This is a genomic window from Acinetobacter sp. ANC 4173 (assembly GCF_004331255.1).
Taxonomy (GTDB): domain Bacteria; phylum Pseudomonadota; class Gammaproteobacteria; order Pseudomonadales; family Moraxellaceae; genus Acinetobacter.
The window spans coordinates 1-22,022 of sequence record NZ_SJOF01000002.1; the positions used below are offsets into that span (position 1 = coordinate 1).

Below are 22,022 nucleotides of genomic sequence, written 5' to 3' on the forward strand. Positions count from 1 at the left end.
GTGAATTAGTTCACATTCTAATTGAAGAAGGTTTAGACCATATTGAAGTTACAAACAGCGGGAAACTGACAATACCCAAATAAATTGAGGTGAAAAAGCTCATTTTCGAGCCTTAAGTCCACTCTAGAGACGTGGACTCCCCTATGATTCTGCTCAATCGGTCGGTCGAACGTTCCTCCTCCCTCCCTCAATCACAGAATCCTCGATGTCGTATAATGCAGATTGATGTTAAAAAGCCCCGTGAGGAAAGCATATTTTCTCACTGGGGCTTAGTAACATAATCAGGACACATTATACGAAATCAATATAATCTACCTATACAAACACAAAGTTACGCGACCTTGCCCAAACAAAGTCGCCGTAGAACACGATCTTATGATTTTAAAAAGTTAGAGATCTCTAACAAAACTTCATCTGTCTTTTCAGCGTGTAGCCAGTGTCCTGCATTCAAAACCTCTTTTATTTCAGCAACAGGAAACTGTTTCTGAATAGCATCAAAATGCTCAGGTTTATGAATGTATGGAGATAACCCACCACGTAAAAACAATACTGGCTTTTTATAAGACTTTATCTCTTGCCAAGACAATATCTCTGCATAATGCGCAAAAATAGCATTTAAATTAAAACGCCATTTACCTTGCGTGAATGATTTCAATAAAAATTGAATCACCATATCTTCTTGGATAAATTTCTTCATAATTTCAGTAGCTTGCAATCTAGATGGTGGTGCAGCTTCCTGTACAGCAAATAATGCTTTAAAAATTTGTTCGTGATGATTTTCTTGATAAGCAAATGGCGAAATATCTAACACAATTAGACGCATTACACGATCTTCGGCTTTCTCTGCAACTTTCATGCTTATTTTTCCACCCATAGAATGTCCAATGAGGGAAAATTTTTGAATTTGTAGATGATCCAAAGTTTCTAATACATCCTGTGCCATCAAGTCATAGTTCATCTGTTCACTATGCTCAGATAAACCATGATTACGGACATCTATTTGTATTACAGCCCTTTTTTCGTTCAAAGTCCGAGCTAACATGCCAAGATTGCTCAAACTTCCAAATAAACCGTGAATAAGTACAACTGGCTCTAAATCGCTTGGGTTTACTGATTGCTGTATTTGATGATTAAGGATCATAGGGCTTCTATCAGGTATTTTTATATATAGTGGCTTTTTAGTTTTTAAGAATCAATAAATTTGCTTAGGCTATTTATAAAAATACTAAAAATCGGAGATAATTGTGATGTATTATCCTGATTTTTTTTGCATTTATTTCATTTTTATACATTAGATTTAAAGAAATTAAATGGAATTTTCAAATAACTAATCCCATTTTCCTCGGGTTCAGGAAATTTTCCTGCCTGCATATTGATTTGTATCGCAGGTAAAATCAGTTTAGGCATTGCTAATGTAGCATCGCGTTGATTCCGCATATTAACAAATGCTTCTTTTTTAATGCTCTCATTGATATGAATATTATGTATCTTTTGTTCAGCAATACTGGTTTCATAAACAAAGTGATCACGACCTTCAGGTAAATAGTCGTGGCACAGGAACACGCGCATATTATTATCTAAAGCAAACAGTTTTTGTACTGAATCAAATAAAATGGCTGCACTGCCTTTAGGGAAATCGCAACGTGCCGTACCATAATCAGGCATAAATAGCGTGTCTCCGACAAATACAGCATCACCAATCACGTAACTTAGGCAAGCTGGTGTATGTCCTGGGGTTGGAATGTTATAAGCGTCAATTTCACCAATTTTGAAATGTTCGCCATCTTTAAATAAATAATCAAATGACCGTGTCGCATTAAAATATTTGGGTGCAAGGTTATAAATTGTGCTAAAGGTTTCCTGCACAATCGCAATCTTTTCACTAATTGCGACCACTCCCCCCACCTTCTGTTTTAAATACTGGGAAGCTGTTAAGTGGTCAGCATGGACGTGTGTTTCCAAAATCCAAATTACGCTTAGGCTATTTTGTTGAATATATGAAATCATCTCATCCGCCAAAGTTGTCTTTGTCGTTGCAGATGCAGCATCATAATTCAGCACACTATCGATAATGGCAGATTGGCGACTATTCGGGTCTGTAACCACATAGCTAAAAGTATTGGTTTCTTTATCAAAAAAAGCCTTAACGATTGGTTTTATCAACACGATTTCGCTCCCATCGTTTTATTAAATATCATCATACCTATTACCATCGCAGTAATAAAATATAGCGTTTGATAGTGACCCAAACCAATCAAGGTTAGACTTGGTGCGGGACAAATACCAGCTAAGCCCCAACCCATACCAAAAATTGCACTCCCTAGAATTAATCTTGAATCAATCTGTGTATTCTTAGGCATTACAATCGGTTCTTTAAACACTGTTTTTGGGGCTTGTTGTTTAGAGAGTATCTGAAAAGGAATAAATGCCACCGCAATTGCACCCATCATCACAAATGCCAAACTTGCATCCCAAGTTCCAAAAATATCCAAAAAGTTCAGTATTTTTTCTGGATTGGACATTCCTGAAAACATTAAACCAATGGCAAACAGACCACCAAAAATAAAGGCAAATATATTTTTCATGTTCACGCTCCCAAAATATGACGCATTACAAACACTGTCACGGCGCCTACAAGCATAAAGGTTGCTGTTGCTATGAGTGATCGTTTTGATAAACGACTAATCCCACAAATACCATGACCACTGGTACATCCAGAACCAAGTCGCGTACCAAAACCGACCAATAAACCCGCTAAAATCATAATGAATGGTGAACTTTCAATTTGAATCTGTGGTTGCGTAAATGCCCCATAAGCAAATGGCACAATAATTAAACCCAATAAGAACCAAAGTGCAGGTGTGCTCAATAAGGTTTTGGGGCTAAGGACTTGTGAAATTAGGCCGCTAATTCCTGCAATACGACCATTGACCCACAAATAACCCACGGCGGAGACACCCAGTAGTGTTCCACCGATAAAAGCGGTTAGATAGTCATGCATTTTCTGCGTTCCACTTAAAACAATATATGTTTTTATAATATGTTTATTTATAAATTATTCAAGAGTAATTTTGTATGAATTTTATGCAAACTCACCTTTCGAATTCATTTAAGACCTTATCCAAAAACCGCAGCTTCCAACTCATCGGCATTTATTTAAATAAACACTGATATGAGGTGATAATGAACAATCTTTGACGTACATTCCCTAGAATCATTTTAGTCAACAAACATATGGATTCTAGATTGGGACAGAATTGATATAGTTTTCTTCAACTAAAAATGAATACTTTCCAGATTATTTTCAATAATATTCAACCAAGCGCGTGTTGCTGGTGTCATCGCAACAGTACTGTTCCAAGCCATCTTTAAGTTCCAGTTGATCTTCGGCTCAGTGAGTAATGCAATATGAAATTCATCGCTATTCAGTCGCTCACAATAGGCTTGAGGAAGTAAAGCAATACCCACATTCGACTCCACCAGCTTGGCAATAAAGTCCCATTGACTACTCCGGCAAGCCACTTTCGGTTCAAAACCCACCGACTGCGCCGCCTGAATAATGACATTGTTTAGAGTAAATGTATTGGCGTACAGTAAAAAGGATTCCTCCTTGAGTTCAATCAGTTTAATTTCTTGTTTTTTACGCCAATGTGAGCTTTTCTTTGCTAGTAGACAAATCGGTGAGTTGATAATTTCAAATCCACTCAGTAAAGGTTTTAACTCTCCCATCACCACCCCAGCATCAACCTCTTTACGTAAAATAGCCTCTTCAATGCCCGTCGCCCCGACTTCCAGAAAGTTCAACTCAATATGTGGATATTGACTATGGAATTTGGCAATCACGGTACTTAGCATCATGGCTGCCAAAGGTGGTAGACCTATAGTCAGCTTACCTTTCTTTAAGCCTCTTACTTGTGTCACCGTATCAAAAATACGTTGCTGTTCATTCAGAATAATTAAGGCATGTTCATACACCTGCTGTCCCACATAAGTCAAAGCTACGCCGCGTTTGCGTCCTGCCTCCCCTTTATGCAGTAGCATAACGCCTAATTGCTCTTCTAGACTGCGCATCGCTTTACTAATGGTCGGTTGGGTTAAATTCAACTGTTCAGCAGCTAAAGTGAAACTCTGCGTCTCAACAAGAGTGACAAAAACTTGCAGACTTTTAATATCCACACCAAATATTCCATATTTGCATAATTATTTTTTTATTATTCATAATTAAAGTTTCAGGTCAATTTTACAATAAAACCCTGTTGATTAGACCAGTTCATGTCATGTCCTCTCCTGATGCATCAAAAGTACACGATCTCCTAAAAGTCACCGCTCAATTGCTGTTTTTAATTGGACTATGGTGGATCAGCTCCTTTATTCAGCAATTCTTTCATCTTCCTATTTCTGCTGGCGTGATCGGACTCATTCTGCTTCTGCTTGCCTTGAGCTCAGGCATCATGAAATTGGTGTGGATTAAATCAGGGGCAGATTTCATTCTTGCCGAATTGGTGTTGATGTTTATTCCCTGTGTCGTGGGCTTAGTCAAATATAAACAACTCTTTCTCACACAAGGCTGGCAGCTCATTCTTGCGGTTGTATTAGGAACCATCTGCGTTATGGTGATGACCGCATACAGTGTTCATTTTGGCTTTAAGTTAGAACGTAAACTTCAGCAAAAGCAAAATCATCGTCAGTCTAAAGTGGAAGCACACTCATGAACTTCACGGCGCTATTTTGTTTTATTGCAACCATCATTGGGTACGTCTTGGCGAAAAAAATCTATCATCGTTACCCTTATATGCTGCTGTCCCCTGCCATGCTCGTTCCTTTTGTGCTGATTTTAATCTTGTTGCGTTTCCATATCTCCTATGACACCTATATGCTCGATAACCATTGGATTGTCTGGATGCTTGGACCCGCAACTATCGCCTTTGCCATCCCTATCTATGAATATCGTCAACTGATTCGCGAACATCTGTTTTCTATTGCTCTGGGGATTGTGATTGGAATGAGTGCTGGTGTAATAAGTGCCTTTTATTTAGCAAAACTGTTTCATTTTGATAGCCAAACCACCTACAGCCTAATGTCACGCTCCATCTCGACCCCCTTTGCGATGGAACTGACCGCGCATATTGGTGGTTCAGTCGAACTGGTGATTTTATTTACTATGATTACAGGGATTGCAGGCGTACTTTTGGGAGACACCGTACTACTGCTGTTAAAACTGAACTCCGCCTTTGCACAAGGCGCTTCGCTAGGCAATGCAGCACATGGCTTTGGTACCAGTAAAGCATTCATGCGTCATTATGAAGAAGGTGTGATTGCATGCTTAACCATGGTTTTGGCAGGTATATTTATGGTGATTCTCGGACCGAGTTTAATTCATCTGGTATTACGTTGCTTAGGCTAATTAGTTGGTTAAAAAACTTAAAACAAGGTACTCATCGGTAAATAATTCAGGCCGATCACAAATATCAACAAGCAGATTGTTTCACTTAACTCAATGCTCGCACCAATGGTATCTCCTGTAATCCCTCCTAGACGTTGCAGAAACTTAGCACGCAAATAAAAGAATGTTAGCACCCATGCCAGTCCTGTAAGTAAGCCTATACCGTAAAAATACAAGACCAGACTCAAGCTGAGTACAATCACGCCATATACACGGCGCTTAGGCAAATGCGCTGCCATACTCGAACCTAATCCATTAGAACGAACATAGGGTGTGCTCACAAATAAAGCCAAAGGCGAAATTCGTGCAAGTAATGGAAACAGTAATAAAGCCAGTGCTGCTTTCTGCTCGAGCAATACATATAAGGCAGCCCATTTTAATACGCAGACAATAATTAAACTTAGAACCCCAATAGGACCACAACTCGGGTCTTTCATAATACGAAGTGTACGCTCCTTGTCTCCAAAGCCTCCGACCCATGCATCGGCAGTATCTGCCAAACCATCGAGATGTAAACCTCCTGTTAACCAAATCCAAAGCACCAGAATTAAACTTGAGAGTAGAACTGTAGACAATCCAGACAGCAATAAAGCCACTGTATATAAGATCAACCCAATGATCAGCCCCACCAAGGGATAAAATAAAATCGAGTTTGCATTCTGCTCAGCCGTCGGCATTTCTCTAAGTTGAATTCGTAACGTAGTCAAGAACTGTAAAGCTATCAGAAATGGAGTCATGTTAACTCCTGCAAACTAAGCGTCTGTGCTGCGGTATCCCAATGAAAAGAATTGAGTTGCCCCAATTCAGCCGACATTTTTAACACATCATCCAAGGGTTGCTGTGACACCATACATTTTAACAGTTTAATTACACCACCATGCGTGACCACCAAGGCCGATTGCCAACCATTGAGCTGCATCTGCTGCTGTATGTTCGCCATCGCTGTGCTGACTCGGCGATGAAACTGATGCATAGTTTCCGCATTAGGAAGTGTAGTCTGCGTTGGTTTTTGCCAGAAGTCTGCCAAAGTTTCAGGAAATTGTTCATATAGCTGTTGTATCGACTGTCCTTCCCAATCGCCAAAATGCATTTCTTGCAGGTTCTTATCTAAAATAAGCGGTATATCCTGCTCTTTTACAAAGTGTTGCGCGAAGATACGGCAACGCTGCAGAGGTGAGGAAAACACGATATCCCATTGCTGAGGTAGACTTTGAGATTGATCTATACTGCTAAGCATCTGTTGCCAACCCTTAGCTGTCAAAGCATCATCCAGTGAACCGCGCAGCGTATGACTCAGTTCACTTTCGCCATGTCGTAGTAGATCAATCTTTAAATGCATAGCAGATTTCCTAAATTTTCTCACCAATCACAGCGGCTTCTGCAAATGTCGCCATTTGATTATGTAAATGACATGCCAATTTAATAATCCCAAGTGCTGCACCTGCACCACTGGCTTCACCCAAGCGCAAATTCAGTTTTAAAATCGGCTCTGCATTTAACTCTTGCAATAAGCGTTGATGCCCATATTCGGCAGACTGATGTCCAAACAGCAGCCATTCACGTACCGCAGGGTTCAGTTGGACTGCAACCAGTGCAGCAGCCGTACTGATAAAGCCATCAACGACCATTGGTAGACCTAATTGCGCACAACGGATATATGCACCGACCATCGCAGCAATTTCTAAACCACCAACGGCGCATAAGGCTTTGAAAGCATCTTGCTGAACATAATCACGGTGTAATGCCACCGCACGATCGATCACTTGTTTTTTATGTGCTAATTGCTCTGCACGAATGCCTGTGCCAACCCCTGTAAGTTGTTCCGCAACTTCGTTGAGTAACATACATGCCAAAGCAGAAGCTGAACAGGTATTGCCAATGCCCATTTCACCCGCAATATAAATAGAGGCTTTTTCCGTTACGGCACGTTCGACACTTTGCTTACCCAAATTCATGGCTGCAATACATTGTGCTTCTGTCATTGCAGGCTGTTTGGCAAAGTTGGCTGTGCCTGGAGCAATACAATGGGTTTCGACATGGGGATATTGATAAGTATCTCCCACCGTACCACAGTCAATCACTTGTAAAGTCGCCGCATATTCCTTGGCAATGACACTAATACAGGCACCACCCGTGGTGAAATTGAGCAACATTTGACGGGTCACTGCTTGAGGATAAGCCGAAATATTCTCTTCCATCACCCCATGATCGCCAGCAAAAATACTAATCCACGGCGCTTGAATATCGGGTTGATCTTTATTCTGCAAACTTGCCAATAAAATTGCGATACGTTCTAACTCAGACAAAGAACCAGTAGGCTTGGTGAGTTGTAATTGGCGCGCTTCTGCACGTTGTTTCACTGCATCATTTGGTTGTTGACACGCCTCTAACCACCAACTCATGATTTGTCTCCTTTTAATTGCATTGATAATCCCGCTACACAAAACACCACCTTATCGGCAAGCTGTGCCAGTTGTTGATGCAGTCGCCCCGATTCATCCACAAACTTACGGCTTAACTCTCCCATAGGCACAACGCCTAAACCTGTTTCATTACTCACGAGAATAATTGTGGAAGATAAAGTCGGTAAAACGTCGAGTAATTTTTGCATCTGCTGTGCCAATAAGCTCTGATCATCTACCAATAAGAGATTGGTCATCCATAAGGTCAGACAATCGACCAAAATCAGTTGTTCTGGCGCATCTATACGCTGCAAACAATCGGCCAAATACAGCGGCTCTTCACTCAATTGCCAATGTGATGGGCGTTGTGATTGATGATGTTGAATCCGTTGCTGCATTTCAGCATCTAAAGCCTGAGCGGTTGCCACGTAGTGAACCTTAAGCCCCGAATCTTGTGCAATCTGTTCAGCCAAACGACTTTTACCTGAACGGGCACCCCCTAATATGAGTTGCAACATACGTCACCTAATGAAATGTTCTGTAGAGTATGTAAAGGACCTTGTAAGACTTGGGCCTGATAATAACCAAACTTGATCTGGTTAATGTCAATTTCAAACTGCTGAGCAGAAAATGCAGCCATTTTGTCTAAAATACTTTGGCTGGGATACGCAGCGTTATATAAACCCACAGTAATATGCGGACAATAGCTTAATGCCGCAATTTCATCACTAAACTGGGCACATTGCGCTCTGATTTGCTCTAAAGCTGAGTTAGTATCAATAACCTCTAGATATAAAGCACTACTGAAACTATTCAGAGCACCTATTTGAAGTTTAAATTTTTCTGGTCGGCTTAACCTCAACTGCGCATATTGTTGTTGGAATTGCTGTTGCGTGAAGTCATCATCAAAAATGGCTTGATCTTGTGCTAAAAAACCACAAATAAACAGTGTGATATGAAACTGACGTGTATTGGGAAATAATAAATATTCGGAGAAATAATCTTGAACTTGATTAAGATACAAAATCAAGTCTGGATTTTGAATTTCAATATACCACAATGCATAGTGCTCCCGACCATGATGCCATTCTGGATAATCACGGTGAATCGTGGGAACAACATAATGAATGTGATCTAAAAACACGTTTAATATCACTTTAAACTGCAAAGTGATATTAAAACACGTTCTTTGCCAGACTCATGCAAGGCAAAGTTTATAAATATTCAACTTGTGCTGAAAATGATTCAAATTATGCACAAACAGCAGATGTACTGCAAAGTGATATTAAAACACGTTCTTTGCCAGACTCATGCAAGGCAAAGTTTATAAATATTCAACTTGTGCTGAAAATGATTCAAATTATGCACAAACAGCAGATGTATCACTTGAATGAATTGAAATTCGTTTAGGATCAAACTGATCGGGATGCTGAAGCAGATCAGCTAAACCACGCTTTAATTGCATCAGTAACGCTTGTTGCTGTGGAATGCTAAGTAACATCTTTTCTACTTCATTTTGCATCGTACTCATCACATCATCTATAGCTATCTGATCATGCAAAATGGCATAGCCATAACCCAATACTGCACCCGCAATCAATTGATCATAGGCTTGTCCACTCAAGATTTGCTGCTGAATAGAAGATAAAACCCGTTCACCTGACTCCAGTTTGCGTAAAGGATCTCGTGCTACCCGCGAACAAGGATCTTTAAAAGCAAATTTACAAGAGTCGATAAAACTCTGCGCTAAGCGGTTTAAATCAGCTTCCCGATGTGGAAGTTGCTGGAACAAGCCAGACTTCACTTGATTCAGGAGATTCTGACTAAACTTCTGAATACGTGCATCCCCCATAGCAATCCCAATAGTTTCATATCCAAGCAAGTGGGCATACCACGCCATCATGGCATGGGTTCCGTTCCACAAACGGTTCTTGATCAACTGAATCTCGGAAATATCATCTACCAGAACCATTTGTCGCATTTTACTCAGTAAAGGGCTTTGGTTTTCCACATAAATTGGCATATCCAACTCTGCATGAAACAGGATTAAATCCATACTCTGTAGAATATGACTCGGTTGGAAATTACGGCGCAAATCTTCAATATACACAGCGGCTTGATGCTCTTGGGTCGAATCCAGCTGAAGACTTTCATCCGAATCGGCATTTTCAGTTTCGACTTCTTCCTGAAACTGTTTAAAAATGTTGTACTTAATTTTGAGCTGACGATATAGATTTTTCTGACTCAGTTTAGACACCATACGGTTCACTACGGTATCGCAAAAATAATGTTGTTGTAAAATTTGCTCGGTAATAATAGCTACACTGGTTAATTCATTTAAGGCTTGTCGTAAATAATCAAGGAAGAGTTGTTTGGCATTGACCTTGTTCAAGATAATCAAAAGGGTCAGCGGTTCTTTTACTTGCCCTGCTTGATGCGTATGGCGCTCATACAATCCTTTCGCAATCATCTTTACTTCATGTACTAAGGCATTTTCAGGCAAACACACGGCGATCAAACTAGATTCAACATACATCTCCGTCATTTGTGCTTCATTATCTGCATCAATCACGGTCATATTTTGAATTGACTCATCATAAGAGATTTGTCCATAGCGAATACAGTAACCACCAAAAGCATTTACCGCCTCACGAAACAAAGCATTCCGCGTCGAAGCTACGATACGCTTAGGTCGCGTGTAACCATCCCAGTGCGACAAGATTTGCGCCAAATAACCACCACCAATGGCCCCAAAGCCATGAATACCCACAGTTAGCTGATTCAAAGTTTGAGGAAAAGATTCTTGTAACTGGGGTAAATCTTGTTTTGCAATATAAGCATCTAAATCTTTCAGATAGTCATACATGTTTTCGTAATAGTAATTGGCTTTGGCACGCATATTGGCATTTGCTGGCTTAATATCTTTCAATAAAACCGTAATACCTTTGGCTTCAAATGCCGATGTCACGCCATTTTCCGAATCTTCAAACATTAAGCATTGGTCAGAGTTTAAATTGAGCTTTTCCGCTGCCGTCAGAAAAATTTCAGGATGAGGCTTACCCTTTTCAACTTCATCACCACACACCACCACATCAAAGAATTTATATACATTCGCATTAATCAAATATTCTTCTGCAATGGCACGGCGACTAGACGTTGCAACTGCCATACGCAAACCCGACTTTCTTAAACGCTCTAGAACCTGAACAAGCCCCTTTTTAATGGGAACGCCATAGCTCCGTACAGACTCTAATTCCAATTCATCGGCACGTTTACGAATTGCTGCATAAGGAATATCTGCGCCATAGGTTTCCTGTGCCAATACATGTGCAGTTTTGGCACTTAAACCTAAACATGCCATTAAGTACGCATTGGAAAAAGACTGACCGATCAGTTCCTGAGATGCCTGTTTCAATGTTTGAAACCGAAGACGCTCAGTGTCAAACATTGTTCCATCCATATCAAAAATTGCACCCAGTATCACATCATCATGAAATTTCAGCATTTATGCTCCTCAAATTATTGTTATGTACAGCTTTTAGCCTAATCAAAAACACAATAGCTGAGTCAAAATGACACGATATGAAATAATTTTGATCAAAAAACCATCATAAAAACCTAAATTATTCAAATTCATGTTTTATTTGTTTAATTATCGGTAAGTTCATGTAACAAAAATCTATTTTGGCTTTTTTACTAAGGATGATTAAAAACAATAAAAAAACCTACCCAAAATATTGAGTAGGTTAAATGATTAAAATTACAGCATCTAAAATTAATTTTTCATTAGAAAAGTTAATTCATAATCGTCATGGGTAATTTTAACTCTAATTCCACGATAGCTACGCTTATCTGGATCTAATGCTGAATTAATTACTTCATCTGCGAACTTTTGATCCGCCATAAATTTTGCGTATAGTTTATATCCAACGCGAATTTTCTTAATTTTTTTGCCTTTTGCTTCGTACTTATCTATGGTCTGGTCTAAAATTTCTAAGCTTAAATCATCCACGTATTTATCCTCTATTGTTCTACTCTATGCATTGCTTACTTTTACCTGAATTGAGTTCAAATAACCAGTAAATAAAAAGTCCAGCTCAAAATAGGTTGTGGCCTATAAAGCATTTATAAGGCGAAATTAAAAACATCCTCAACCATGAAGGATCAATCAATAACATTGATAGGATTAGGCTTAACGTCTTCATCAATGTCGCGGAGCAAACAACTAAGTTTATTTAGAATCTCAACCAAATGCTTAAATTCTGCTTCGCATTGATGGTTATTATTCAAATACGCATTCATCCAAAACGAACCACACACTTCCTTTTATTGTTGTTCTGTTCAACCCCCTATTGATACAACTCAATTCAATAAAAAATCCGAATACAAAGGCATCAAAAATTGATGGCTCTTTCCGTACACTTGAATCCGTTAAAATTTTATTCTCGAAAATAATTCGTGGTTGATTAAGTTAATCCGCAGAACCACTCGCAATAAATTTGGATCAAGCCAAGATTGCTCACCAGAGAAAGCTTATTAGAAGATAGAAAAACGATAAGAAGCAGTTCAGTCTTCTGCTGAGTAGACATAACAATCAAATAAGCCAACATGGCAATGAACAACACATTCACTGCAACAGACAGCTATAAAGCTACATCCAGTGTGTGGATTACTCGCCCCAAACCCATCAATCATGCATAAAAAAACCCAATCTAAGAAGATTGGGCTATAAACTTTAAATCTTTTTTCGTTGGTAGCGGGAGCTGGATTTGAACCAACGACCTTCGGGTTATGAGCCCGACGAGCTACCAGACTGCTCCATCCCGCATCAACGAGTTGACTTTATACGCGCTAACGGAAGATAAAGCAAACTTTATTTTAAATTACTTACTTATGGTGTGAAAAATAAACTCTTTTTAATTAAAATGACCAAACCAGATACTTTTCACCATGCAAGAAAAAAGCCCGCCTAAAGCGAGCTTTTATACTTTAAGCAATGGATTAAAGCTTAGATTGCTGTAATACCACTAGCTTGAGCACCTTTTTTCCCTGCAGTAACAGTGAATTGTACTCGTTGGCCTTCTTGCAAAGTTTTGAAACCATTTGTTTGGATTTCACTGAAATGAGCGAATACATCTTCACCATTGTCAGCAGCAATAAAGCCAAAACCTTTAGTTTCGTTAAACCACTTTACAGTACCAGTAGTTAAATTAGACATAATATATTTCCTATACGATTGAGCAGATAATAGAAAATAATTTATTAAACATAAACTTTTAATAAAATGCAGGATGAAAATCAACAACACAATAAAATCAGTAAACACAATAAAATTATTGTTCTAGCGCGCACAACTATACACGCTTTATTGACTAAATAATAGAATATTTAACCATTTAATTTGTAAAGTTTGTGCAGCGCGGTATAAAACGATTTAGCATCAACATTGAGAGAGCATTTTTCACCAGACTCAAATTCAATCTGTTTGCCCACTTCGACCCAGCTCACACCAAATAAGTTATTTTGTTTTCGCTTCAGAGGGATAATTTTCACACCTATTTCATCGCCATTTGTGACTCTTGCTGTGGTCCAGCCATTTAAAAAAATCAACTTAATTACTCATATATTGAGCCTTTGCAAACAAAAAGTATTTCATAAATAAGAGCTTTCAGGAGTTTGGAGATTATTCTATAAAAAGGCATTTTGCCTATGAACTTATAATATTTACATCAGCAAAGCATATAAAATGGATATCAGGATGTATCCAACTTTGGATGTGCATACTACGCGATCTAGGCTTGGTAGCAAACTGCACAAAAAAGCCCATCTGATGATGGGCTTTTACAAACTTATACCTTCGTCCCTTTACACACAATATCTGCTATTTTTCCAGCAGGCTCATTAAAAATGTATATCAGGTTAGGGTCTGTAACACATACCGTGGCTTGAAATAAATCTCGAACGAATAGCCAAACATTGAATTCTGTTTCTTTATTTAAATTTGATCTATTTGCATTCATTTTCTCATACTGCTGAGCTGCCTGAGTAAAGATAGCACTCCAGTTTTTCCCAAATTTCTCCAAATCTGCTGGAGAGGTACCTCTTAAATCAATAATCTGATCTATCTGAGAAGAGTTAGGATTGTATACTGCGATAAAAGGACCCGTTGAATACACCAACTTAGGGTTGAGCTTCACCAATTCACTTTCCGCAAGATTGTAGTCATATACTCTTAAAATTAAATCGCAATCACGGGTATTTTGCGACAGGCTTGTTGTTACAGGCACTTTAGTTACAACCTGATGCTCAATAGCCACGCCTTCACCCGCCTCAACATCCTCGGCAGTTTCTAATTGCACAAAGCCCTCACACAATGCTTTGTTAAATTTTCTGGCATTCACACCTTTGTTAAAAAAGATCACGGCGGAAGGTCTTGTGCTATGCGCAACAGGCGTTAAATCGGCCAATGATGTTGTGAATTGGCGAGTCATCACATCTGAATCATGAATAGGTATCATGGCAACTGGTGGTGCAGGCGCTGTTACAGGTGCTACAGAACATCCCCATAAAGGCAAGAGACTCATGCATAGCATTGCTACAATCCGACTTTTACCCATCTTATTTCATCCCTGTTTGCTACATATTAAGGTCGGGCATATTATCATTCTGACTTTCTCGAAACAAATCAGCTGATTAAATAACACAATGTAGACTCAAATTCTAAAACGACCGTATATAAATTTTAGCAAAATCAGATACATGAATAATCAGGTCAGCAACACTTCAGAAAATAAGCTTAAATGCATCGGGCAAAATATCGTGATTATTCATCGATCACATCAGCAAATACTGCACTTAATACTTCACTCAGGTCTTGTGGCGCTAAACCAATATCTAAGCCACGTTTTCCACCACTGACGTAAATCTTTGACAAGCTTTCAGCACTTCCATCAATCACAGTTTTAAGTCTTTTCTTTTGTCCAACTGGACTAATTCCCCCGACCAAATAACCGGTTAAGCGCTCAGCATCTTTAGGATCAGCCATATGCAATTTTTTTGCCCCAACCGCAGCGGCTACTTTTTTTAAGTTTAGTAAATGATGTACGGGTAAAATCGCAACGTAATAGTTCTTATCGTCCGTGACCAGTAGTGTTTTGAACACTTCCTCTACTTTTAAGTTCAGCTTTTCTGCTGCCTCTAAACCAAAACTTTTAGCACTAGCATCGTGTTCATATTCATGAATAGAGAAATCAATTTTTTTGCTTTTTAGTAATTTGCAGGCTGGCGTCATCTTTGTTTCTACTCTTGAAATACACTGAATAATTATAGGCATTTCATAATGGAAATGTGAATTCAACTTAGGCTATTTTGTTCTAAAAGTCACATGACTTGAATTCAACTTCCTGAAATGAGTACAATTCAATCAAAATATGATACTTAAAAAAATGCCAATGCCTTCTATTTATCAGCTTAAGCCAGCTTTTCAGAATTTATTACGACCTTTCGTTCGCCGCTTATATCAACATGGCATTACGGCAAATCAGGTTACTTTATTTGCAATGTTCATTTCGTTGCTTTTAGCAGGTTGGTTAGGTTTTATTTTTAGCAAACCAACACTGGCAAATACATTTTATTTCCTACTTATTCCCATTTGGATGCTCATTCGCATGGCCTTTAATGCAATTGATGGCATGTTGGCACGTGAATTCAAACAACAATCACAATTGGGTGCTTATCTGAATGAATTGTGTGATGTGATTTCAGATACGGCGCTTTATTTGTGCTTTATCGTTTTAAGCGGCATATCTGCACCCTTACTATTGTGCGTTGTATTCTTAGCCATCCTGAGTGAATATGCAGGAGTCATGGCCCCTGTGATTGGACAAGAACGACGTTATGATGGACCTATGGGGAAAAGTGACCGAGCTTTCTGGTTTAGTGTTTTAGCCGTCTTCTATACACTCAGCCAATATTTTTCAGAACATCTCACATTTAAACTACAACAATTAATGAGCAATGGCTTATTAGCCGTCATTGCACTTTTGCTCATGATAACAATCTATAACCGCATACGTCATGCGATTCAAAAGACTTCAAATTAATTGATCATTAGGACAATAAAGAATGCCTTATAACAACAGCCAGAAACATTTCACCAGCCATGATGGCACATCCTTGTTCTATCAACATTGGGCTTCGTCGCATAACCCCGATAAAAAAGCCATTGTGATGTTTCATCGTGGGCATGAGCATTCGGGTCGTATGGCACATTTGGTTGAAGAATTAGACCTGCCTGATTTTGATTTTTTTGCATGGGATGCACGCGGTCATGGTGAATCGCCTGGTGAACGTGGTGATGCACCCAGTTTTTCTGCTTGTGTGAAAGACATTCAATACTTTATTCAACATATTGAAAAAACCTATGCCATCCCACCTGAAAATATTGCAATTATTGCTCAAAGTGTCGGGGCTGTATTGGCAGCCACATGGGTACATGACTATGCCCCTAAAATTCGTGCCTTATGTTTGGCATCGCCTGCCTTTGATATTAAGTTGTATGTACCCTTTGCCAAACAAGGTTTAACATTACTGAATAAATTACGCGGCAATTTCTTTATCCAAAGTTATGTCAAAGCCAAAATGCTGACGCATGACTTAGAGCGTGCCCAACAATATGATCATGACCCGAAAATTGCCAGAGCCATTTCTGTACGGATGTTGCTCGGGCTGTATGATGCTGCCGAACGTTTGGTTAAAGATGCTCAAAATATCTATGTACCCACTCAAGTCCTATGTTCAGGTGCCGACTTCGTGGTACAGCAAAAACCACAACGGGATTTTTATGAACGTTTGGCACATCCCAATAAAGAATTTCATGTTTTAGATGGTTTTTTTCACGACACTTTAGGCGAACAAAACCGTGAGATTGCCATTAAAAAAGTCCGTCGCTTTATTCAACAATGTTTTGCGCATCCTTATGATACGCCAGACGTTTTAAATGCCGATAAAATTGGTTCAAGTTGCTCAACTGCTGAACAATTTAGTCAAGCACTACCCAAAACATCCCTTAAGAAACTGTTTTGGGATTTGACTCAACGTCAACTCAAATTTGGCAGTCAGTTTTCAAAGGGGCTTAAAATTGGTGAACAAACGGGTTATGACTCTGGCAGTACCTTAGACTTCGTCTATCGTAATCAACCAGAAAGCCAAAATTTACTGGGTAAAGTCATTGATCAACAGTATTTAAATGCCATTGGTTGGCGTGGCATACGAGCCCGTAAACAAAATATTGAATCCCTACTGGAAAAATATGCCGCATTGTTGGCTAAAAAACGTAAGCCAGTTCGTATCTTAGATATTGCGGCTGGACATGGGCGCTATATTTTAGATGCAGTTGCACAATTACCGAAACAACCCGAATCTATTCTGCTACGTGATTATAGCGAACTCAATGTCAAAGCTGGGCAAGCACTCATTCAAGAAAGAGGCTTAAGCCAAATTGCAAATTTTGTCCAAGCCGATGCCTTTGATACGGCGTCTCTCGCAAACATTAAACCCAAAGCAACCTTAGCGGTTGTTTCAGGACTCTATGAGCTGTTTAGTGATAATGATTTATTACGCCAATCCCTGACTGGACTCTACAAAGCCATGCTCAAAGATGGCTATCTGATTTATACGGGGCAAATTTGGCATCCGCAGCAAGAGTTTATTGCCCGCGCACTCACTTCACATCGTCAAGGCGAAGCATGGGTCATGCGCTTACGGTCACAGGCGGAGATGGATGCTTTAGTCGAACAAGCTGGATTTAAGAAAATTGATCAATGTATTGATGAGTTCGGCATTTTTACGGTTTCTGTCGCGCAAAAGATCGAGTCGTAACATTCTATGCAGGCACTCACACATCAGGCAGGTACATGGAAATGGGGAATACTCTGCCTGTTATTTCTTGCCCCTTTTTTCTTTTTAAGTTATGGCTTTGCCAATCATTATGCTGCGGGGCTTAGTCACGTTCCTAGTATTGTATTCTCCTGGGAAAAACATATTCCATTATGGCCATGGACGATTGTTCCTTATTGGTCAATCGACTTATTTTATGGGCTATCGCTGCTACTGTGCTGGAATAAATTTGAACTCAAACAGCATGTATTACGCCTGTTCAGCGCACAACTCATTTCCATTGGCTGTTTTTTATTATTTCCACTGAAATTCAGCTTTGAGCGCCCCGAACTACAAGGCTTCTTTGGTGTTTGGTTTGATATTCTGATGGGTTTTGATAAACCGTTTAATCAAGCTCCATCCTTACATATTGTCCTGTTAATGATCTTGTGGGATTTTTATCGTCGACATGTACCTTCCTCTTATCGCTGGTTTGTCGATCTTTGGAGTTTTCTGATTGGTGTATCGGTACTTACTACTTGGCAGCATCATTTTATTGATATCCCGACTGGCATTTGGGTCGGTGCATTCTGTTTGTGGTTATTTCCGCTGTATGCGCCATCTCCATTACAGACACAAAAAGTACAACAACGAACTTTAAAGCATTTTAAATTAGCCACTTATTATCTCATTGCAGCATGCCTTCTGGCATTCTTAGCTCTGCTTTTTAAAGGATGGATGCTTTGGCTGGCTTATCCCGCAAGTAGTTTATTTTTGGTTGCTTGTGCCTATGCTTTTAATCGCCCACATTTTTTTCAGAAACGACCCGATGGCACAACAAGCATTGCCGCATGGATCTTATTTGCGCCTTATTTTCTTTTGGCAAAACTCAATAGCCGTATCTGGACCAGAACACATCCCCATGATTCTTTTATTTTAAACATAGATAACACCCAAATTTTTCTAGGTCGAATTCCCTCAGCTCAAAATATGCAGCAGTATGATGGTTTATTTGATTGCTGTGCCGAGCTTCCTATCAAACAGCAACACGCGTATCAACAGTATTTGAGTCTTGATCTTATTCCGCTACAAGCTGAACAGTTAAATCTTGCGGTACAGGCATTAAATCAACTAATGTCTTCACAATACGGCGACACAAAAGTGCTGATTTTTTGCGCCTTAGGTTATTCACGTAGTAGCAGTATACTTGCTGCATGGCTGCTCCAAACGGGACATGCCAATCGAGTGGATGATGCCATTCAAATCATTCGTCAGGCCCGACCTTGGATTGTACTCAACACTCAGCAACTTGCAGCGATAAACAGCTATCAAAAACAATATTTACAGCAGGTAAAGACATGAAATTACTGATTGTCGCCAAGCTACTGCAAAATACAGACGGTATCCGTCATGCAGGCTATGTCGCATTTACCCTATCTGTTCTGTGCTATTTTTTTTATGCTTGGCAGTCCGTTGGCGTTTATCTTTCTCTCATCGTTATTTTTATTTTATGTCTACTTCAACATTACCTTAGTATTCGGATTAAGTTTGATGCCGAGCTGCTCAGTTTGATAGGGACTAACTCAGAGCACTTTGAAGATGCACAATCCATAGCACAGAAAACGCAAAGACTTGACCAGAGCTTACTCGAATTAGGACTCATTCCTACCAAAAAGCAACAGCGTAGTTGGGATGCCCGTATTCAGGGCTGTATGCGCTTATTTAAGCTTCATGTCGTTATGGTTTTATGCCAATATATCGTTTTAATATCGCTCATGATATTTTTATTACAACAAAAATAAAATTCGGTGACGTTATGCAAAGTACAAATTCTTCCTCAACTGAAACCGACCATAAAACCCATTTTCTTTCTCAGTCACTGGCACGTTTTATTGCTTTTTTAACCCGTCGTAGCGCACGACTGTTAACAGGTGCACGTAGTCGATGGATCGGTTGTAAACCTGCCACCAAGCAGCGAATTTACTATGCCAATCATAATAGCCACATCGATTTTATTTTACTGTGGTCATCATTACCAACACCTATCCGCCGTAGAACTCGACCAATAGCAGCGTCAGATTATTGGCTGAAAGATGGCTTTCGACGTTTTCTCATTCATGACACATTTACAGGTGTAACGATTCAGAGGAATCATAATGGACAGTCAGATCCACTCGAACTGATTAAAAATGTCCTTCAGCAAGGTGATTCTATTATTTTTTTCCCCGAAGGAACGCGTAACTTAAATGATGATGTAGAACTCTTACCCTTTAAAAGTGGGCTATATCATTTAAGCCAACAATTTCCAGAAGTTGAAGTCATTCCTGTTTGGATTTCCAACCTTAAACGTGTAATGCCCAAAGGGGCTTTAGTCCCATTACCCTTATTATCGACTGTGATTTTTGGTGCTCCATTAACATTCACAACCGATACAGATAAAAATGACTTCTTATTGCAAGCACAGAAAGCATTATTAGCATTGAAAGAGGTTGAGTTCCAATGACCGTAACCAACTTACAGCAAACCTATTTACTCTTTGCGATTTTCACTGGAATTCTCATCTTTGCTTCAACCATCGGTTGGATATTAAAGCAACGGACTGCTCAGCATGTTTCACCAGTCATCGATAATTTAAATGCACGAATCAATGCTTGGTGGGTCATGCTCATTGTCCTTGCTACCGCAATATTAATGGGAAAAGTGACCTTTATTCTGCTATTTGCCCTTATTTCACTTTTTGCACTTAGAGAGTTTATCAGTCTACTGCCTACACGCCGTGGTGATTATTTTCCATTATTAATCGCTTTTTATTTTGTTATTCCTTATCAATATTATTTGGTCTATATCGATTGGTACGGTCTATATTCCATTTTTATTCCATTGTATGTTTTTCTGTTAATTCCAATCGCTAGCTTGAAACAGGAAGACACCAAACACTTTTTAGAGCGAAGTGCCAAAATCCAATGGGGACTCATGGTTTGTGTCTTTTGTATTTCGCACGTTCCAGCACTCATCAATTTAAAATTACCTGGCTTTGAAGGCGAAAAAATCTGGTTAGCCATCTGGCTGATTATTGTGGTACAAGCCTCTGATGTACTGCAATATGTCTGTGGAAAGCTGTTTGGAAAACATAAAGTTGCACCGATCCTTTCACCATCTAAAACCATTGAAGGTCTTTTAGGCGGTATTTTCTTGGCAACAGGTCTAGGCATTCTTATGAAATGGCTAACACCATTCAGTTACTGGCAAGCAGCACTCATTGGATTGATTGTTTGTATCTTTGGCTTTTTTGGCGGTTTGGTCATGTCTGCAATTAAAAGAGACCGAGGTGTCAAAGACTGGGGACAACTTATTCATGGTCATGGTGGCATGTTAGACCGCATAGATTCAATTTGCTTCTCAGCACCGATTTTTTTTCATATTTTGCGTTATTGGTGGAGTTAAAAAAAGAAGCTGTTCTTTTTATACCACACAACATAATAAACCCTAGTTATAAAACTAGGGTTTATCTTACGTTAAAAATAAGATGATATTTTCAAAGTCGTTAATGCATCATTTGCCCAAAGGCATAAACTACAACCATCAACATCACAACCGACGATGACGTTATTAATAATTCTAAAGCTTTCATACCCCACCCCCATTTATTACGAGGTATTCCTATTTAGACACATTTAAGCTACATTTACAACCCAAAGATGTGACAAATTTTGACATTTACAGACAAAAATTAAACATTATCAGGCAAACATCAAATCTTTCTTACTTCGCAGACAATTTACTGTCCATCGTGATTAATAACAAAACTGACGCTGCGACTTTTTCTGTCAGTACATTTAATCTTTGTTGTGGCGTACCTGCAATCAAATAACGATAATCATATAATTTTCCAGAAAAAAGAATTGAAATAAAAAAAGTCCCTTCTGGTTTTTCTATTGTTGCACTACCGCCAGGTTTTAATAAACCTGTACAAGCCACAATTACATCGGCTGTAGTAAATATTTTTTTCCCCTCATTTGCCAAAGCCCGTGTAACCTCTGCCGACTCAGCTGTATACTGCTCAATTAACTTTGGATCAAGATGCAACACTTGTAGCTTAATACTCGGATCATAACAGACCAAACTTCCCAATAAAATTTCCGCACCGCTATGTTTATAAATAGAAAATTGGCTGCATAAAAAACCAGAGCTGGCACTTTCTATGAATGCTATTTTAAGCTGCTGACGCTCTAATTCATTACAACATTGCTTGAGCATAATTTCCCCATTGCACGTCATGACACTATTTAAAGTGCTATTTG

General features: G+C 39.2%; 25 protein-coding genes and 1 tRNA gene. 8 read left to right on the forward strand and 18 right to left on the reverse strand.

Annotated elements, in window-relative coordinates; translation table 11 throughout:
- Nucleotides 1–373 precede the first annotated feature (373 nt).
- From E0H94_RS02380 to E0H94_RS02400, 5 genes are all read right to left on the reverse strand, one after another.
- Nucleotides 374–1,141 (reverse strand): alpha/beta fold hydrolase, encoded by a 768-nt coding sequence (locus E0H94_RS02380; protein ID WP_131324966.1) that lies wholly within the window; start codon nucleotides 1,139–1,141, stop codon nucleotides 374–376.
- Nucleotides 1,142–1,284: 143 nt separating this feature from the next.
- Nucleotides 1,285–2,163: an MBL fold metallo-hydrolase gene (locus E0H94_RS02385; protein ID WP_131325347.1), complete on the reverse strand. Its 879-nt coding sequence runs from the start codon at nucleotides 2,161–2,163 to the stop codon at nucleotides 1,285–1,287.
- A complete protein-coding gene (locus tag E0H94_RS02390; RefSeq protein WP_131324967.1) occupies nucleotides 2,160–2,585 on the reverse strand; it encodes a YeeE/YedE family protein in 426 nt (141 codons plus the stop codon). Before E0H94_RS02390 ends, E0H94_RS02385 begins: the two co-directional genes overlap by 4 nt.
- A gap of 2 nt (nucleotides 2,586–2,587) precedes the next feature.
- On the reverse strand, nucleotides 2,588–3,001 hold the full coding sequence (locus tag E0H94_RS02395; protein ID WP_131324968.1) for a YeeE/YedE family protein: 414 nt from the start codon (nucleotides 2,999–3,001) through the stop codon (nucleotides 2,588–2,590).
- Nucleotides 3,002–3,276: 275 nt separating this feature from the next.
- A complete protein-coding gene (locus E0H94_RS02400) occupies nucleotides 3,277–4,176 on the reverse strand; it encodes a LysR family transcriptional regulator (RefSeq protein WP_131324969.1) in 900 nt (299 codons plus the stop codon).
- Between the two features lie 101 nt (nucleotides 4,177–4,277).
- On the opposite strand from E0H94_RS02400, the gene E0H94_RS02405 reads away from it, so the two are divergent.
- Entirely contained in the window at nucleotides 4,278–4,712 is a 435-nt protein-coding gene (locus E0H94_RS02405; protein ID WP_131324970.1) for a CidA/LrgA family protein, read from the forward strand.
- A complete protein-coding gene (locus E0H94_RS02410; protein WP_131324971.1) occupies nucleotides 4,709–5,404 on the forward strand; it encodes an LrgB family protein in 696 nt (231 codons plus the stop codon). The genes E0H94_RS02405 and E0H94_RS02410 overlap by 4 nt, the downstream gene beginning before the upstream one ends.
- A gap of 17 nt (nucleotides 5,405–5,421) precedes the next feature.
- Here the strand turns inward: E0H94_RS02410 and E0H94_RS02415 are convergent, their stop codons facing one another.
- From E0H94_RS02415 to ybaK, 12 genes are all read right to left on the reverse strand, one after another.
- Nucleotides 5,422–6,180, reverse strand: a complete 759-nt coding sequence (locus E0H94_RS02415) for an adenosylcobinamide-GDP ribazoletransferase (protein WP_131324972.1) — start codon at nucleotides 6,178–6,180, stop codon at nucleotides 5,422–5,424.
- Nucleotides 6,177–6,782, reverse strand: a complete 606-nt coding sequence (locus tag E0H94_RS02420) for a histidine phosphatase family protein (RefSeq protein WP_131324973.1) — start codon at nucleotides 6,780–6,782, stop codon at nucleotides 6,177–6,179. Before E0H94_RS02420 ends, E0H94_RS02415 begins: the two co-directional genes overlap by 4 nt.
- Nucleotides 6,783–6,792: 10 nt before the next feature.
- Nucleotides 6,793–7,845 (reverse strand): nicotinate-nucleotide--dimethylbenzimidazole phosphoribosyltransferase, encoded by a 1,053-nt coding sequence (gene cobT, locus E0H94_RS02425; RefSeq protein WP_131324974.1) that lies wholly within the window; start codon nucleotides 7,843–7,845, stop codon nucleotides 6,793–6,795.
- Complete coding sequence (gene cobU / locus E0H94_RS02430; RefSeq protein ID WP_131324975.1) at nucleotides 7,842–8,363, reverse strand: bifunctional adenosylcobinamide kinase/adenosylcobinamide-phosphate guanylyltransferase; 522 nt, start codon at nucleotides 8,361–8,363, stop codon at nucleotides 7,842–7,844. The genes cobT and cobU overlap by 4 nt, the downstream gene beginning before the upstream one ends.
- The gene (locus E0H94_RS02435; RefSeq protein ID WP_227548534.1) at nucleotides 8,345–8,989 is read right to left on the reverse strand and encodes a 2'-5' RNA ligase family protein; all 645 of its coding nucleotides are present in this window, start codon (nucleotides 8,987–8,989) and stop codon (nucleotides 8,345–8,347) included. Before E0H94_RS02435 ends, cobU begins: the two co-directional genes overlap by 19 nt.
- A 216-nt stretch (nucleotides 8,990–9,205) precedes the next feature.
- Nucleotides 9,206–11,350, reverse strand: coding sequence for a bifunctional mannitol-1-phosphate dehydrogenase/phosphatase (gene mtlD, locus E0H94_RS02440; protein WP_131324976.1), 2,145 nt, complete (start codon nucleotides 11,348–11,350; stop codon nucleotides 9,206–9,208).
- A gap of 270 nt (nucleotides 11,351–11,620) precedes the next feature.
- On the reverse strand, nucleotides 11,621–11,857 hold the full coding sequence (locus E0H94_RS02445) for a hypothetical protein (RefSeq protein ID WP_131324977.1): 237 nt from the start codon (nucleotides 11,855–11,857) through the stop codon (nucleotides 11,621–11,623).
- Nucleotides 11,858–12,596: 739 nt separating this feature from the next.
- Nucleotides 12,597–12,673 (reverse strand) — tRNA-Met (locus E0H94_RS02450).
- A gap of 180 nt (nucleotides 12,674–12,853) precedes the next feature.
- Entirely contained in the window at nucleotides 12,854–13,063 is a 210-nt protein-coding gene (locus tag E0H94_RS02455) for a cold-shock protein (RefSeq protein WP_016167826.1), read from the reverse strand.
- Nucleotides 13,064–13,233: 170 nt separating this feature from the next.
- Entirely contained in the window at nucleotides 13,234–13,455 is a 222-nt protein-coding gene (locus tag E0H94_RS02460) for a transposase (RefSeq protein WP_131324978.1), read from the reverse strand.
- Between the two features lie 239 nt (nucleotides 13,456–13,694).
- Nucleotides 13,695–14,462: a hypothetical protein gene (locus tag E0H94_RS02465; protein WP_131324979.1), complete on the reverse strand. Its 768-nt coding sequence runs from the start codon at nucleotides 14,460–14,462 to the stop codon at nucleotides 13,695–13,697.
- 206 nt (nucleotides 14,463–14,668) lie between these two features.
- On the reverse strand, nucleotides 14,669–15,136 hold the full coding sequence (ybaK, locus tag E0H94_RS02470) for a Cys-tRNA(Pro) deacylase (RefSeq protein ID WP_131324980.1): 468 nt from the start codon (nucleotides 15,134–15,136) through the stop codon (nucleotides 14,669–14,671).
- Between the two features lie 160 nt (nucleotides 15,137–15,296).
- Here ybaK and E0H94_RS02475 point away from each other — a divergent pair, with 160 nt between their 5' ends.
- Genes E0H94_RS02475 through E0H94_RS02500 form a run of 6 tightly spaced genes read left to right on the forward strand, consistent with a single transcriptional unit; the run spans nucleotide 15,297 to nucleotide 21,165 of the window.
- Nucleotides 15,297–15,947: a CDP-alcohol phosphatidyltransferase family protein gene (locus E0H94_RS02475; RefSeq protein WP_131325349.1), complete on the forward strand. Its 651-nt coding sequence runs from the start codon at nucleotides 15,297–15,299 to the stop codon at nucleotides 15,945–15,947.
- 22 nt (nucleotides 15,948–15,969) lie between these two features.
- Nucleotides 15,970–17,724, forward strand: a complete 1,755-nt coding sequence (locus E0H94_RS02480; protein ID WP_131324981.1) for a bifunctional alpha/beta hydrolase/class I SAM-dependent methyltransferase — start codon at nucleotides 15,970–15,972, stop codon at nucleotides 17,722–17,724.
- Between the two features lie 6 nt (nucleotides 17,725–17,730).
- Nucleotides 17,731–19,083 (forward strand): phosphatase PAP2/dual specificity phosphatase family protein, encoded by a 1,353-nt coding sequence (locus E0H94_RS02485; protein WP_131324982.1) that lies wholly within the window; start codon nucleotides 17,731–17,733, stop codon nucleotides 19,081–19,083.
- Nucleotides 19,080–19,523 (forward strand): hypothetical protein, encoded by a 444-nt coding sequence (locus E0H94_RS02490; RefSeq protein WP_131324983.1) that lies wholly within the window; start codon nucleotides 19,080–19,082, stop codon nucleotides 19,521–19,523. The genes E0H94_RS02485 and E0H94_RS02490 overlap by 4 nt, the downstream gene beginning before the upstream one ends.
- A gap of 14 nt (nucleotides 19,524–19,537) precedes the next feature.
- Nucleotides 19,538–20,224 (forward strand): lysophospholipid acyltransferase family protein, encoded by a 687-nt coding sequence (locus E0H94_RS02495; protein ID WP_131324984.1) that lies wholly within the window; start codon nucleotides 19,538–19,540, stop codon nucleotides 20,222–20,224.
- Nucleotides 20,221–21,165 (forward strand): phosphatidate cytidylyltransferase, encoded by a 945-nt coding sequence (locus tag E0H94_RS02500; RefSeq protein WP_131324985.1) that lies wholly within the window; start codon nucleotides 20,221–20,223, stop codon nucleotides 21,163–21,165. Before E0H94_RS02495 ends, E0H94_RS02500 begins: the two co-directional genes overlap by 4 nt.
- A 318-nt stretch (nucleotides 21,166–21,483) precedes the next feature.
- On the opposite strand, the gene E0H94_RS02505 is transcribed toward E0H94_RS02500, so the two are convergent.
- Complete coding sequence (locus E0H94_RS02505) at nucleotides 21,484–21,978, reverse strand: CinA family protein (protein ID WP_131324986.1); 495 nt, start codon at nucleotides 21,976–21,978, stop codon at nucleotides 21,484–21,486.
- Nucleotides 21,979–22,022: the final 44 nt, after the last annotated feature.

Bases quoted from the DNA above. Each gene is read 5' to 3' on its own strand.
- E0H94_RS02380 (WP_131324966.1), bottom strand. From the start codon at position 1,141: ATGATCCTTAATCATCAAATACAGCAATCAGTAAACCCAAGCGATTTA.
- E0H94_RS02390 (WP_131324967.1), bottom strand. From the start codon at position 2,585: ATGAAAAATATATTTGCCTTTATTTTTGGTGGTCTGTTTGCCATTGGT.
- E0H94_RS02395 (WP_131324968.1), bottom strand. From the start codon at position 3,001: ATGCATGACTATCTAACCGCTTTTATCGGTGGAACACTACTGGGTGTC.
- E0H94_RS02405 (WP_131324970.1), top strand. From the start codon at position 4,278: ATGTCCTCTCCTGATGCATCAAAAGTACACGATCTCCTAAAAGTCACC.
- E0H94_RS02410 (WP_131324971.1), top strand. From the start codon at position 4,709: ATGAACTTCACGGCGCTATTTTGTTTTATTGCAACCATCATTGGGTAC.
- E0H94_RS02415 (WP_131324972.1), bottom strand. From the start codon at position 6,180: ATGACTCCATTTCTGATAGCTTTACAGTTCTTGACTACGTTACGAATT.
- E0H94_RS02420 (WP_131324973.1), bottom strand. From the start codon at position 6,782: ATGCATTTAAAGATTGATCTACTACGACATGGCGAAAGTGAACTGAGT.
- cobT (WP_131324974.1), bottom strand. From the start codon at position 7,845: ATGAGTTGGTGGTTAGAGGCGTGTCAACAACCAAATGATGCAGTGAAA.
- cobU (WP_131324975.1), bottom strand. From the start codon at position 8,363: ATGTTGCAACTCATATTAGGGGGTGCCCGTTCAGGTAAAAGTCGTTTG.
- mtlD (WP_131324976.1), bottom strand. From the start codon at position 11,350: ATGCTGAAATTTCATGATGATGTGATACTGGGTGCAATTTTTGATATG.
- E0H94_RS02455 (WP_016167826.1), bottom strand. From the start codon at position 13,063: ATGTCTAATTTAACTACTGGTACTGTAAAGTGGTTTAACGAAACTAAA.
- E0H94_RS02465 (WP_131324979.1), bottom strand. From the start codon at position 14,462: ATGGGTAAAAGTCGGATTGTAGCAATGCTATGCATGAGTCTCTTGCCT.
- ybaK (WP_131324980.1), bottom strand. From the start codon at position 15,136: ATGACGCCAGCCTGCAAATTACTAAAAAGCAAAAAAATTGATTTCTCT.
- E0H94_RS02475 (WP_131325349.1), top strand. From the start codon at position 15,297: ATGCCTTCTATTTATCAGCTTAAGCCAGCTTTTCAGAATTTATTACGA.
- E0H94_RS02480 (WP_131324981.1), top strand. From the start codon at position 15,970: ATGCCTTATAACAACAGCCAGAAACATTTCACCAGCCATGATGGCACA.
- E0H94_RS02485 (WP_131324982.1), top strand. From the start codon at position 17,731: ATGCAGGCACTCACACATCAGGCAGGTACATGGAAATGGGGAATACTC.
- E0H94_RS02490 (WP_131324983.1), top strand. From the start codon at position 19,080: ATGAAATTACTGATTGTCGCCAAGCTACTGCAAAATACAGACGGTATC.
- E0H94_RS02495 (WP_131324984.1), top strand. From the start codon at position 19,538: ATGCAAAGTACAAATTCTTCCTCAACTGAAACCGACCATAAAACCCAT.
- E0H94_RS02500 (WP_131324985.1), top strand. From the start codon at position 20,221: ATGACCGTAACCAACTTACAGCAAACCTATTTACTCTTTGCGATTTTC.
- E0H94_RS02505 (WP_131324986.1), bottom strand. From the start codon at position 21,978: ATGCTCAAGCAATGTTGTAATGAATTAGAGCGTCAGCAGCTTAAAATA.